Genomic DNA, 14,504 nt, shown 5'->3' with positions numbered 1-14,504 from the left:
TTTGGATATAAATTTTGGGTTATAAATTCTGAACTGATTCAAAATTCATTCTTCAAAATTTAAAATTATTCCTCAAGTCTTACATCAAGTCCAAGTCCTTGTAACTCGTGAAGTAATACGTTGAAAGATTCTGGAATACCTGGTTCAGGCATTGCTTCTCCTTTCGCAATCGCTTCATAAGTTTTTGCTCTACCAATCACGTCATCCGACTTCACCGTCAAGATTTCTCTCAAGATGTTTGATGCTCCAAATGCTTCAAGAGCCCAAACCTCCATCTCTCCGAATCTCTGACCTCCGAACTGAGCTTTACCTCCTAACGGCTGTTGAGTAATCAATGAGTATGGTCCGATAGAACGTGCGTGCATCTTGTCATCTACCATGTGACCCAGTTTCAGCATGTAAATAATACCTACTGTAGCCGGCTGTGTAAATCTTTCTCCGGTACCACCATCATAAAGGTGAGTGTTACCAAATTTAGGAAGACCTGCTTTTTCTGTGTACTCAGTAATTTGATCTAATGTAGCTCCATCAAAGATTGGTGTAGCGAACGTCATTCCTAATTTCTGACCAGCCCATCCAAGAACTGTTTCATAAATCTGTCCGATGTTCATACGAGAAGGTACCCCTAGTGGATTCAATACGATATCTACTGGTGTTCCGTCTTCTAGGAATGGCATATCTTCTTCACGAACGATTCTTGAAACGATACCTTTGTTACCGTGACGTCCTGCCATTTTATCCCCTACATTCAACTTACGTTTCTTAGCGATATATACTTTAGCCAACTTCATGATACCTGCTGGAAGCTCATCTCCGATAGAAATTGCGAATTTCTCACGGTTTTTAACCCCTTGGATATCGTTGAACTTGATTTTATAATTGTGAATTAATTGTTTAATCAATTCATTCTTATCGTTATCTACCGTCCAATCTGCACCGCTTACGTTTACGTAATCTTCAACTGAAGTTAATAATCTGTGAGTAAATTTCACTCCTTTACCGATGATCTCTTCATCAAGGTCATTTTGAACCCCTTGAGAAGTTTTCCCGCTTACAAGTGTATTTAATTTTTCAATTAACGTATTTCTTAACTCATCAAACTTAGCCTTGTAAGTGTTTTCAATCTCTTCAAGTTTAAGTTTTTCTTCAGTTCTTTTCTTTTTGTCTTTAATATTTCTAGAGAACAATTTTTTGTTGATAACAACACCTCTTAATGAAGAGTCTGCTTTCAATGAAGCATCCTTAACATCACCAGCTTTGTCACCAAAGATTGCTCTTAGTAATTTTTCTTCAGGAGTTGGGTCTGATTCACCTTTTGGAGTGATCTTACCGATCATAATATCTCCAGGCTTCACATCTGCCCCAATTCTGATCATCCCGTTCTCGTCAAGATCTTTTGTAGCTTCTTCAGAAACGTTAGGAATATCTGCAGTAAGTTCTTCCATACCTAATTTAGTATCACGAACTTCTAGAGAATACTCATCTACGTGGATTGAAGTAAACCAGTCTTCACGTACAACTTTTTCGTTAATTACGATTGCATCCTCAAAGTTGTAACCCTTCCAAGGCATGAACGCAACCACTAAGTTTCTACCAAGAGCTAATTCTCCTTTTTCAGTAGCATAACCGTCGCAAAGTACTTGTCCTTTTTGCACTGTTTCACCAATTCTTACGTTTGGTCTTAGTGTAATGGTTGTACTCTGGTTAGTTTTTCTAAACTTAGTTAAGTTATATGTTTTCGTAGCAGATTCGAAAGATACTAGATCTTCGTCATCACTTCTTTCATATTTAATCGTAATCTTGTCTGCATCTACATATTCAACAGTACCGTTACCTTCAGCATTGATCAAGATTCTTGAATCTTTCGCAACTTGCTGCTCAAGACCAGTACCTACGATTGGTGCCTGTGGTTTCAATAATGGAACAGCCTGACGCATCATGTTAGATCCCATCAACGCACGGTTCGCATCATCATGTTCCAAGAAAGGAATCAATGAAGCTGAAATACCAGAAATCTGGTTTGGTGCAACGTCAATAAGATTCACCTGAGAAGGCTCAACTACCGGATAATCTCCATCTAGTCTTGCAATAATTCTATCTGTTTGGAATTCTCCCAGATCATTCAACTCAACGTTTGCCTGAGCAATTACTTTATCTTCTTCGTCTTCTGCATTTAGATAAATAGGATCAGCATTAAGATCTACTGTACTATCGTTTACTTTTCTATATGGAGTTTCGATGAAACCTAAGTTATTAATTTTCGCATAGATACCCAAAGAAGAGATCAAACCAATGTTTGGTCCTTCCGGAGTTTCAATAGGACAAATTCTTCCGTAGTGAGTATGGTGAACGTCACGCACCTCGAAACCTGCTCTTTCTCTTGATAAACCACCAGGCCCTAGTGCAGAAAGTCTACGCTTGTGCGTGATCTCTGATAGTGGGTTGGTTTGGTCCATGAACTGAGAAAGCTGGTTGGTACCAAAGAATGAGTTAATAACTGATGTTAATGTCTTAGCATTTACTAGATCCAGAGGAGTAAATATCTCGTTATCTCTAACGTTCATTCTTTCCTTAATTGTTCTAGCGATTCTTGAAAGACCTACACCGAACTGTCCTGCTAATTGCTCTCCAACAGTTTTAATTCTTCTGTTAGAAAGGTGGTCAATATCATCAACCTCCGCTTTAGAGTTTACCAATTCGATCAAGTGTCTTACAATAGCAATGATATCTTCTTTTGTAAGAACCTCAGTTGTAGTTGGGATATTAAGATTCAACTTTTTGTTCAATCTGTAACGTCCTACTTCACCAAGTGAATATCTTTGCTCAGAGAAGAATAATTTTTCAATAATTCCTCTTGCAGTTTCCTCATCGGGTGGATCTGCATTTCTTAACTGACGGTAGATATACTCTACTGCTTCTTTTTCAGAGTTCGTAGGGTCTTTCTGTAATGTATTCTGGATGATAGAGAATTCATTTGCATTTTCTTTGTGAATCAAGATAGATTTCACACCTGCATCAAGAATAAGATCTAAGTGTTCTTTTTCAAGAATAGTTTCTCTGTCTAGGATGATTTCGTTTCTTTCGATAGAAACAACCTCTCCTGTATCTTCGTCTACGAAATCTTCGAACCAAGTGTTCAATACTCTCGCAGCCAATGTTCTTCCTTCAACTTTTTTAAGGGCAGCTTTAGAAACCTTCACTTCTTCCGCAAGGTCGAAGATCTGAAGAATGTCTTTATCAGATTCAAATCCGATAGCTCTTAATAAAGTAGTTAATGGTAATTTTTTCTTACGGTCAATATACGCATACATTACGCTGTTGATATCCGTAGTAAATTCCATCCAAGATCCTTTGAAAGGGATAATTCTTGAATAGTAAAGCTTAGTTCCGTTAGCGTGATAAGTCTGTCCGAAGAATACACCAGGTGAACGGTGTAACTGCGTAACAATAACTCTCTCTGCACCATTGATAATGAAAGAACCACTATCTGTCATGTAAGGAACCGGCCCTAAGTATACATCCTGAACTACCGTTTGGAAATCTTCGTGCTCAGGGTCTGTACAATACAGTTTAAGTCTTGCTTTAAGAGGGACTGAATACGTCAATCCTCTTTCTACACACTCATTAATTGAATAACGTGGAGAATCTACCAAATAATCTAAGAATTCCAAAACGAATTGGTTTCTAGAATCGGTAATCGGGAAATTTTCTTGGAAAGTCTTGTGCAGACCTTCTTTTTTTCTGTCTTCAGGAAGCGTATCAAGCTGGAAAAACTCTTTAAACGACTCTAATTGGATATCCAAGAAGTCTGGAGTAATAATTTTTCCTTTCGCTGAAGAGAAATTAATTCTCTGATTCCCCCTAGTTGTTGATGTTGTTTTACTCATAAAACTTTTAAAGAAAGGGTTAAAAAATATTTTGATTTATACAAAAAATATCAGAAACAGATACAAGATAAAAAACACTGGGTAAAAGACTTTTAAGATTTTTGGCGCTATCAGAATAAGTCTTTCATTCTATGTTCTTATTTCTTATGTTCTTATTTCTAACTGCAACGCTGGTATATCTTTTCACAGCGTAATGCAAAATATTTTAAAATTTTACTTTTTGAGGCAGAAATTATCGCAATATCTATATACATAAAATCTCTTTCATTATCACGAAAGAGTTGATATTTAATATATTATAGATTTACAAACAATTATAAGCGCCAAAAGAGTTGGCAAAGATACAAAAACTTACTAACAATTACAAATAAAACATCTTCATTTTGAAGGAGTTAAAATTTATTAGAATCACTCAATTAAGAAATTTATAATAATCTTTTTTTTGAGATTTAGATCTATCTTCTAATCTATAGTTTGATGTTAGGTTTTCATTGTTGGCTTTGTAATCCAGCGAAAACTTGGTTATTGACTCTAGTTACGCTGTTGCAAATTTTCCAATTCTCAATAAGATTATAATAATAGCTATTACAAACATCATAATTGAAATTTTATATCCAATATTAATTTGTTCTCTCTTCTTATTAATAAGTTTTAATTGTGCTGTGTATCTTTCGTTTTGAATTTCTGATTTATTAAATTTTTGTAATCTTTTTATTAAAACCTCATTCGTTGCATAGAGAAAATTATTTTTTTTTGGATTGTTTTTTGAAACTATTTCGCAAATATCCAAGCTCGAATCAATAATCTTTTCTTTATAATTATGAATATTTTCGAAACTATCAAAGTTATTCAATATGTATTCAGTTAAATAGTCTAATGAATTATTAATTCGCTGGACTTTATATTCATAGCCAACTTCAGGAAATTTTAATACATTTTTTACAGATTCTAAATTATTATAGGATTGCTCAAGACCGTACTCTATTTTATTCAATATTTTTCTTATAATTTCTTCTGTTGCTAAATATTTCGAAGATTCTAAAACGGTAATTATTTTTATGTGATTTTGGGTAACGATGTTTTTATCGTAAATTATATTAAAACTTTCATAAAACATATTTTTAATATATTCTTTAAATTCGGCGGAAAAATTATCCTTTGAAAAATCATATGAAACTTTAATATCTTTATTTATTAATAAGTTATTTAGCGCTAGATTATTTTCAATTACACTTTCATTATTCATAGTTTCAATTATATATCCGGTCTATTGCTTTGAAATTACAGCTAACGTAAGTCTGTGAAAAAAACCTCCGTTAACGTAATCAAAAGTAGCAAAATGATTACAATAATTGGTAGAAAATCGGTATATTAAATAATGCTGCACAATCATTGGGATCGTCCGCAATTAAATATTTTCACCACTTTGGAACAGTGGATTTGTGCAAATAATGCCATTCGTATTATTGATTATTTAATAAAAAAACAAATGCAAATACGCACAAAAATAAAAAGGTGATTTTTTTTATCGTTTTTTGAGACTTCATATATATAAAAATGGTTTAGACTAGAATGAAACTTTTGAAAACATTGTTATTGTTTATGATATGTTATCACTTCATTTTTTTTATTGACGAAGTTCCCACGATGAATCTCTGTCTGTTAACTGATATATTCAAAATTTCACTAGCACTCTGTTGCTCTTTTTCCTTCATTGGAATCATTCTCATAAAATTAACACCTAATCTTCTAAGAATATTAAAAGCTAAGTGATTTCCTTTAAAATCCTTTGCTAAATCATCCACACGCTTTGTAGGAAATGATTTGCTATACTCAAAAACTACAGCCATATCAATTAATGAAATTGCATTATTTTTTTCACCTGATTGAGAGGATTCTGATAATTTTTTCTTTACATCACCAAATGTCATTTCTAAATCTTTCGAACTGATAGAAGAAGAAATTCGCTTAAAAATTGAATAAGATACCATGTAAAGAAGATTAAACATAAATTGTTTTGCTAATTCTTCTCTTTCTCTTGTGGTCAAAGCAGAATTAGGATCTTTTTTTATTAAATCTATAATTTCATTTTTAATATATTCCTCTCCATCAAGAAATGTATTAAATATAAATGACAATGACCGTAACCCTAATGTATATAATTCTTCGACCAATTCTATTTTATCAACTCCAGTGAGAGAGGCATATCTATTTTTTATAATATATCCTAGTATCTCGATAGTTTTAAAGGCTTTATTAACTTGCGAAATACTATCAATTTGTTCATTTTTTTGATCTTGTTCTAAAATACTTTCTTTAATATTTAATTCTTCATTTTGAGCATCATGATTGTGATATTCAGAGCTTTTATCTACAACAAAGTCCATCTTTTTAGCAGTTTCATGAATTGATTCGTTTATTTTTTTTATATCAGTATTAAAACCTATAATTAATTCTTTAGCAAACAATTCTTTAGCTCTTTCAATGATTTGATTTATTATAAACCTAGATTTACTATGATGAGACAGAAATATATATATGTTTGCTGTTTCCGTTTGATATAGTTTATTCGATAAATCTGTTACAATATTTTGAACTTTACTATTTTCAATATTATCAGAAAAATATTTTCCAATAAAATAAAAATAAATGTATTTATATTTAAACTTATAGAGATCCAAACTCTTCTGTATTAGATTTGATGTCTCTAAAATATTAAGAGATTCTCTAAAACTGACTTGTACTCTATACTTATCTGCGAAAAATTTATGAAACTTCATAAAATCATCTTCATCAATTTCGATTGTCTTATTATCAAAAAGCCAAAATGAAAATTCACTTAAATAGGAGTAGTATTTTTCTATTTCAGCATTAGCTTTAATAATTTTGCCTAATGCAGATTTAATTAATACGTCATAATAATGGCCAAAAGTACTTTGTTCAAAATTTGTTGTATTATTTAATTCATTAGCTTGCAAAATTGTTAATATATATACGGGTAATGACGGTATTAAATTCTTACCAATTACAGAATTAACAATTTTTGAAAGCTCTTTAATTTGAAATTCTTTTGATTGATCATTATCAAATTCATCTTCCATCAAATCAACCCATTTCCTAATTAATTCAAGACGTTTACGTCCTCCAAATTTTAAAATTTCATATATTTCGACAGTTGTAACCTTAGATTCTAAAAGTTCGCTAAAAGTAAAAAACTCATCCCATGTTATTACGGTTCGAATTTCTAATTGATGCAAATTATTTACAAAGGTTTTTATACTTTTTTGGGGCAAACGGCAATTATTAAGATCATCAATAATTATTAAAAGATCATACTTACTAAGATCAAAAGTTTCTTTAAACTGTTTTCTAAATTCTTTTTTTATTAAACTTTCAATATCATTAGTTGTAACTTTTTGAATATCGCGACCTTTTATAAAAATGCTAATCGTTTTGTCTTCAATAATAGAACCTTTATATATTTGTTTACAGAATGATGTTTTACCACTATTTTCTTCTCCTAAAATAACTACATGTTTAGTTTCTTTACTTACGATTCTTTTTAAAATATCTTCGGATTTAACTGATGTTCCTCTTTCTTGTTCTTCAATTAGATTAAATTGTTCCATAAATGGAGCAACATATATATCATTGAGAGTAAGTGTTTTACCTCTATGTGTGAAATTTGCGCCACTATCGTTTAAGAATTCTAAAAATTCATCATCTAATAAATGTGAGATCTTTTTTGTATTAACTACAGCAGGTAATGAATCTAAATTAAACTCTATAATACCTTTATCAGAGGCATCCGTATTATCCACAAATATTTTTTGATTTTTATTGTATTTGAGAAAGTGACATTTAATTTTTTCTCCATAATCAATAATACTGAAACCATTTATGTAGTCTATATCTTTTTGTCTTATATTGTTTAGACCTGATGGTGAAACTATTCTAAAACTAGTACCATTAAGATTTTTCACATGTTCAACTTCGGTTTCATGTACATGTCCACTAAAAATTAAATCATAATTACTAGATAAATGACTTTTAATAGTTTTAGATTCTATTTCTGCAAGCCAGTCTAATTGATGATGCATCAATGCTATTTTTACATCACAATTTTTTACAAAAAGGTAATTGTCGTTAAGTTGAATTTCTCCAACAAGAAGATTTTTGTAATCATTATCTCCATAGCACCTCCAAGAAGAATTAATGGAAGATATTCCTACTGACTTACCATCAATATCCAATTTAATAGAAAACTTGAATTTTGAATGTAATTTGTCTGATACTTGATGATACAAGTCATTTTCAAATTTTTTGTATTCTTTTATTCTTTGGATTCCATCATAATCATTCGCACTAGAATTTATAAATGAATTAATATTTTCAATCGATTTTAAATGAACTTTTAATCCTTCTTCCTGAAAATCTTTGTCTGCATTTCTGTTAATATCATGATTTCCTGGACAAATTATGAATCTTGATATATCTAAATCTAAAGCTTCTATAATTGGTGCTATAATATTTTCATTAAATGCTTGTAAACCTGCCTGAACGGAACCGAAGTCTTTTCCTGCTTGGTCAATCATATCCCCAGTGAAAAGAACTAAATCAATTTTTTTCTCTTGTTTTATTTCCTCTAACTTTTTAAAGAATGGTTCCTTTAAAAAGTCATTCCAGTCTTTTAATGTTTTATTATTTAAATGAAGATCTGTCAGATGTAAAATTCTAATCATATTTGATTGTTATTAAGATTTAATTATTTTATAAAATGTTGTTTTACTACCAATATTAAAAGCTTTCATAATTTCCTCAACAGGAAGATTCTTACTTTCGTAGGACGCTTTTACTAATGGAGCTATTTTCAAATACTTTTCGGTCATTTCTTTTGGACTTCCTCTATTTTTACCTCTTTCTCTTGCCGCCTTTAATCCTGCATTTGTCCTTTCTATCAAAACATTCCTTTCATGTTCGGCTTAAACACAAAATATTTGGAAAATTAATTTTCCACTAATAGAACCAGTATCGATGTTCTCTGAAATAGATTTAAAATGTATTCCTCTCTAACAAACTGAATTAAACCAACTGTAGTCCTACCAATTCTGTCTAATCTCCAAACAGTTAAAGTATCTCCTTTTCTTATAAAATTTATTAGTTGGTTGAGCTGTGGCTTTTCAGATTTAACACCACTAGCTTTGTCAACGTAAATTTTTTCAATTCCAATATTTTTTAAAGCATCAGTTTGTAAATCTAAATTTTGCTCAAACTTGCTTAATCTTGCATATCCAATTAACATAGTACATTTTACTCATTTAAAACAAATATAATGTAATTTGAATTTTAGTACAACGAAAATGTAGTTAGAATAGAATAAAAAAGTCTTGATTATTAAAATCAAGACTTGTGCACAAAACCGACCGTTTTCTAAAATCAAAATTATGACTATCAATTCTAATCAAGTTTCTACATCCATTATGCTAATAAAACATTTCCATTCATAGGGCTCACAAGCAAGCTAATATCAACAAAGCTATTTTATAGAATTTAAATGAGCCATAACTTATAAAAAATAAACACAAAAAAAAAGCCCGAGCAAATGCTCGGGCTTCCTATTTCTAGCGTAAATTGAATTATTTCAATTCTACTTCAGCACCAGCTTCTTCTAATTGCTTCTTAAGCGCTTCAGCTTCGTCCTTAGAGATACCAGTTTTGATAGCAGAAGGAGCTCCGTCTACGATATCTTTAGCTTCTTTAAGACCAGCACCAGTTAAATCTTTTACCAATTTAACGATAGCTAATTTAGATGCACCTGCAGCTTTAAGAATTACGTCGAATTCTGTTTTTTCTTCAGCAGCTTCTCCACCACCTGCAGCAACTACTACAGCAGCAGCAGCTGGCTCAATTCCGTACTCATCCTTAAGGATAGTAGCTAATTCATTTACGTCTTTTACTGTTAAGTTTACTAGCGTTTCAGCTAAATTTTTTAAATCTGACATTGTTGTAATGTTTTTGTTGATTATTTATTTAATTTTTTGAGTCTAATTATTCAGCACTTGGAGTTTCTTCCGTGCTTTCTGCAGCAGGAGTTTCTTCTACAGCAGGAGCAGCAACTTCTTCAGTTGTAGCTTCTACAGCTTCAGATTTGTTTTGAAGAGCAGAAACAACTCTTTGAATTGGAGATTGAAGTAATCCGATGATTTCTCCGATCATTTCTTCTCTAGACTTGATGTTAGCAAGTGCAGTTAAGTTTTCGTCTCCAACATAGAAAGTTTCTTGAAGGTAAGCAGACTTTAAAGCTGGTTTATCTTCTTTCTTTCTGAAACCTTGGATTAATTTCGCTGGACCGTTTGCAGTCTCAGAAACCATTAATGCAGTGTTTCCTTTAAAAGTTTGGAACATTTCAGAGTAATCTACTCCTTCAATTTGTTCCATTGCTTTTTGTAAAAGTGTATTTTTCACCACTTTTATTTTGATATTTTGTTTGAAAGCTTGTCTTCTGAATTCAGAAGATTTAGCAGCATTCAATCCGTCTAGATCTGCTACGTATACTACTTTTGCATCCTGAAGCAAGTCTTTGATCTCTTGTATTGCTACAACTTTTTGGTCTTTTGTCATTGTCTTAAGGATTTATATTAGTTAACAGATTTAGTATCAATTGCAATACCCGGACTCATTGTAGAAGACAAATAGATGCTTTTTACATAAATTCCTTTAGCAGCAGTAGGTTTCATTTTGATCAATGTCGAGATTAATTCTTGAGCATTTTCTCTGATCTTATCAGCATCAAAAGATACTTTACCGATACCTGCATGGATAATACCATACTTATCTACTTTGAAATCAATTTTACCTGCTTTCACTTCAGTTACTGCTTTACCAATTTCCATTGTTACAGTTCCTGATTTAGGGTTAGGCATCAAACCTCTTGGTCCTAATACTCTACCCAAAGGTCCTAGTTTACCCATAACAGCTGGCATAGTAACGATAACGTCAACATCTGTCCAACCATCTTTTATTTTTTGTAAGTACTCGTCAAGACCCACATAATCAGCACCCGCCGCTTTAGCTTCAGCTTCTTTATCTGGAGTAACAAGAGCTAATACTTTAACATCTTTACCAGTTCCGTGAGGAAGAGATACAACACCTCTTACCATTTGGTTTGCTTTTCTTGGATCTACACCCAATCTTACAGCGATATCTACAGAAGCATCAAACTTTGCAGTGTTCACTTCTTTTACAAGAGCTGAACCTTCTTCAAGGTTATAGATTCTTCCTTTTTCTACTTTGCTTAAAGCTTCCTTTTGCTTTTTAGTTAATTTTGCCATGTCTAATAGTTTTAAGCGTTAAAAGTTGGTTTAGTTCCTGTTACTCTTAATCCCATAGATCTAGCAGTACCTGCAACCATAGAAACTGCAGAATCCATTGTAAAGCAGTTAAGGTCAGTCATTTTATCTTCAGCGATTTTTTGAACCTGAGCCCAAGATACAGCACCTACTTTATTTCTGTTAGGTTCTCCAGAACCACCCTTGATTTTAGCCGCATCCATTAACTGGATTGCTGCAGGAGGAGTTTTAATTACGAATTCAAAAGATTTGTCTTCGTATACTGTAATTACTACAGGTAAAACTTGTCCTGGCTTATCTTGAGTTCTTCCGTTAAATTGCTTACAAAACTCCATGATGTTCACACCTGCAGAACCCAATGCTGGACCTACTGGTGGAGAAGGGTTGGCAGCGCCACCTTTCACCTGAAGTTTTACCATTTTAAAGACTTTTTTAGCCATTTTTCTTATTTTTATTTTGAATAATTAATGAGTTTGGAAGCATTTATTATTCAGCAGGTTACCGCACTCACATAAAGTAAACCTACTTTTAGGACTGCAAAATTATGAAATATTTTTGAAATAGCAAACGGATACGCTTGATTTTTAGAAAGTTTTGGAAAAAAAATATTTACACATTTTATTTTCCGCCAAATTATTCGTTATTAAAGGTTTCATTTTCATTATTTTTTTCCAACTATTCAATCCGTATACTGCTTTATATTCGTTTAAAAACCTTATTAAATACAGACTTCTCATCAAAACCTTCGAAGGGTTGCCTATAAAAAGGAATATTCTCCCTTACTCATTTCCTACAACGAACTTTTTCACTCACCATTTTTATATTAATTAGCAAAGTATGTCAACTTGATATTTAATTAAAAGATAGATGAAATAAAAAAACCAGACTGTCTTTAAGGCAATCTGGTTTCATATAAGTGAGTCTGAATCTTTATTTAAAATCCTGAAGGCTTGCTAATTGTTTTAGCTGAACCATTCGTTCCTCCAAGATCAGTCGTACTTTCATTGATATTTTGTTTCGTGATCAATCTTTTATAGGCCATTAAATAAAGATCTACCGTAAAATTATTATAAACTCTCGCAGGATTAGCTGATGTAAGAGCAATAAACCTGCTATTGGTAAATCTTGATCTGATATGCCATGTTCCGTTACTTTTAAAGGCAACTACATCCGGAGAACCCTGTCTGTTATCATTGGTTCCGTTATCTCCATAATCAAGAGCAACATTGGTAGATCCATCATTCATTTTGAAAGCATAATTATGAACTACCACAAGAAAATTATTGGCATCAATCTTAGTATCATAATCCGTAATTCCTGTACCAGAAACTCCCGTCAATGATAATTTAAGGTAATTGAATAAACCACTGCTTTCCAAGTTAGGATCATACACCTGAAGCGCATTCTCAGAAGTAGCCATAAAGCTTCCTCCTGTCATTGTAGGTTCGCCAGGGTTTCTAAGATATAAAGAGTTTGTATAGGTAGTTCCATTTACATCAAGCGTTTCTTTAGGATTTGTTGTTTTAATACCTACTCTACCCGATTGTGCATTCAAAAGCAATCCTAAAAACATTGCTATTATTATATATGTGTTTCTTTTCATGACTGATGATTATTGAAGCCCTAAAGGCGTGTTAGTTGATACTCCCGAATATCCTGGCGAAGCGGATGAAGATACAGATCCGGTGAAAGTTCCCCAATCCTTTACCAATGATTTTTCAAATACATTAAGAGTAAGAGTCCATGTTCCATTGGTAGAAGAAACCGTGCTCGCTCCTTTAAAACTTAAATTAAGAGCATGATATTTATTCCCTCCGCTCGCCGCTTGCGTCACTTCGGTAGAATATGCTCCGTAAGATTTAGGCGTGGTAGATGTATTAGCAGCAGAAACAGCATCGCTAAACACAGCACCCGTAATCGCAACCACATATTTATTAACATCAAGACCTGTATTCAGGCTTACTACTTCATCCTGTTTAACATTTTTCAGAACGATCGTATAGACATTTACGGGTGCTACTTTACGAAGCGAAATATCCAACATTTTAATTTTCCCTACAGGATTAGTATCTTTAGAACGGGTAAGTAAAAAATAATTTCCTTTTGCCGGTGAGTTTACGGTGTCAATCAGATAAGATTCCACCAATGTTTCTCCTACCACATCTAAAGTTCCCTGAGGATTTGCAGTATTGATTCCAACTTGAGCTTGCGCTGCGAAAAACCCGCATATGGTAATAAATAATGTAATATTTTTTTTCATTGTATATTTTTTATTGAATTAAAGGAGCTGCAGCCGACCCCGTTGTAGATGATCCCAAATCTTGTGTTTTATTTACTTCTTTGGCATACGCTCGGTCAAAAACCAATAAGTTAAGCGTCCATACTCCTGTAGGCAAAGAGCTGTCGGGTGCAAAACCTTGATAATCTGCTTTAAGTTTCCATGTATCTCCCGCAGAATAGGCAAAAATCTGTGGAACCGGCGTTAGCCAATCTGCAGAATACGTTCTTACGGGCTGCGTAAATCCAAATGATGAGATCACGACAAGAAATTTCTTTGAATTGATCTTGGTATCAAACTGATTAACCCAGTCTTTATCACTAGGATCACACGTTATTTTAAACTGAATAAGATTGATCGGTGCCGGAGAATTGGGCACAAAAGTATCATTGTAAGCCGTAATTTTGTTTTCAGGAGCCGGAGACTTAATCACGAATGTGTAATTCTCATCAGATCCCAGTTTTTCCATAGGACTTTTGAAAACCATTCCCGAGGTTTTCATCGTACCGTTTACGGATAGTTCTTTTTCAGGTTTACTGGTATTTATACCAACCTGCGCATTCATAAATGCCGCGCTTATCACAAGCGCTGCCGAAATAATTTTAGTCATTGATCGATGTGTTGTTTTTCTTTAAAAAATCATTAATCCTTTATAAACCTTAAAAGCTGCTTATAGCTCAGATAAGTGTAAAAAATTCTAATACCATTGCTATGCATAGTATAATATTTAATAAACCTTAAAGTTTTGTGGATTAATTACGTACAAGTTAACAAAAATTATGCCAGATGAAAATAACCTAAAAAACAGCTCTATAAAATGACTATAAATAGACAACAACTAACTAATTAACAAATTAAAAACAAATAAACATACTTATATTGCGAATAACTTAATCAAAATCATTTACTAATGATTAGAAATAGTTAAAATCCATCTTATTATCAATAAATAAAAAAAACCTTCCTACAGAAAATGTAAGAAGGTAACAC

Annotated in this window: 12 protein-coding genes; all 12 read right to left on the bottom strand. The window is 32.5% G+C overall.

Translation table 11 applies throughout. The features are described 5' to 3' along the window. Nucleotides 1-65: 65 nt before the first annotated feature. The 12 genes from rpoB to AMQ68_RS15755 all read right to left on the bottom strand — a co-directional run bounded on the left by rpoB (nucleotide 66) and on the right by AMQ68_RS15755 (nucleotide 14,124). Nucleotides 66-3,887 carry a DNA-directed RNA polymerase subunit beta gene (gene rpoB, locus AMQ68_RS15805; RefSeq protein ID WP_054511584.1) on the bottom strand — a complete coding sequence of 1,274 codons (3,822 nt, stop codon included), beginning with the start codon at nucleotides 3,885-3,887 and terminating at the stop codon, nucleotides 66-68. Between the two features lie 535 nt (nucleotides 3,888-4,422). Next, nucleotides 4,423-5,133: a hypothetical protein gene (locus AMQ68_RS15800; RefSeq protein ID WP_054511583.1), complete on the bottom strand. Its 711-nt coding sequence runs from the start codon at nucleotides 5,131-5,133 to the stop codon at nucleotides 4,423-4,425. 367 nt (nucleotides 5,134-5,500) lie between these two features. Next, nucleotides 5,501-8,629, bottom strand: a complete 3,129-nt coding sequence (locus AMQ68_RS15795) for a metallophosphoesterase (RefSeq protein ID WP_054511582.1) — start codon at nucleotides 8,627-8,629, stop codon at nucleotides 5,501-5,503. A gap of 12 nt (nucleotides 8,630-8,641) precedes the next feature. Beyond that, nucleotides 8,642-8,848 (bottom strand): transposase, encoded by a 207-nt coding sequence (locus AMQ68_RS25120; RefSeq protein WP_123905721.1) that lies wholly within the window; start codon nucleotides 8,846-8,848, stop codon nucleotides 8,642-8,644. 44 nt (nucleotides 8,849-8,892) lie between these two features. Then, nucleotides 8,893-9,189, bottom strand: a complete 297-nt coding sequence (locus AMQ68_RS25115; RefSeq protein ID WP_123905720.1) for a recombinase family protein — start codon at nucleotides 9,187-9,189, stop codon at nucleotides 8,893-8,895. 334 nt (nucleotides 9,190-9,523) lie between these two features. Then, complete coding sequence (rplL, locus tag AMQ68_RS15785; protein ID WP_054511581.1) at nucleotides 9,524-9,889, bottom strand: 50S ribosomal protein L7/L12; 366 nt, start codon at nucleotides 9,887-9,889, stop codon at nucleotides 9,524-9,526. Between the two features lie 46 nt (nucleotides 9,890-9,935). Beyond that, the gene (rplJ, locus tag AMQ68_RS15780; RefSeq protein ID WP_054511580.1) at nucleotides 9,936-10,508 is read right to left on the bottom strand and encodes a 50S ribosomal protein L10; all 573 of its coding nucleotides are present in this window, start codon (nucleotides 10,506-10,508) and stop codon (nucleotides 9,936-9,938) included. Between the two features lie 17 nt (nucleotides 10,509-10,525). Next, a complete protein-coding gene (gene rplA / locus AMQ68_RS15775) occupies nucleotides 10,526-11,218 on the bottom strand; it encodes a 50S ribosomal protein L1 (protein WP_054511579.1) in 693 nt (230 codons plus the stop codon). 11 nt (nucleotides 11,219-11,229) lie between these two features. After that, the gene (rplK, locus tag AMQ68_RS15770; protein ID WP_034679146.1) at nucleotides 11,230-11,676 is read right to left on the bottom strand and encodes a 50S ribosomal protein L11; all 447 of its coding nucleotides are present in this window, start codon (nucleotides 11,674-11,676) and stop codon (nucleotides 11,230-11,232) included. A 494-nt stretch (nucleotides 11,677-12,170) separates the two neighbouring features. Beyond that, nucleotides 12,171-12,839, bottom strand: a complete 669-nt coding sequence (locus tag AMQ68_RS15765; protein WP_054511578.1) for a hypothetical protein — start codon at nucleotides 12,837-12,839, stop codon at nucleotides 12,171-12,173. A gap of 9 nt (nucleotides 12,840-12,848) precedes the next feature. Next, a complete protein-coding gene (locus AMQ68_RS15760; protein ID WP_054511577.1) occupies nucleotides 12,849-13,496 on the bottom strand; it encodes a hypothetical protein in 648 nt (215 codons plus the stop codon). 10 nt (nucleotides 13,497-13,506) lie between these two features. Beyond that, complete coding sequence (locus tag AMQ68_RS15755; RefSeq protein ID WP_054511576.1) at nucleotides 13,507-14,124, bottom strand: hypothetical protein; 618 nt, start codon at nucleotides 14,122-14,124, stop codon at nucleotides 13,507-13,509. Nucleotides 14,125-14,504: the final 380 nt, after the last annotated feature.

Source organism: Chryseobacterium sp. ERMR1:04 (assembly GCF_001297705.1).
In the GTDB taxonomy this organism is placed as follows: domain Bacteria; phylum Bacteroidota; class Bacteroidia; order Flavobacteriales; family Weeksellaceae; genus Chryseobacterium.
The sequence above is the reverse complement of the archived record's forward strand: the minus strand, read 5'-3'. Positions and strand labels throughout refer to the sequence as shown.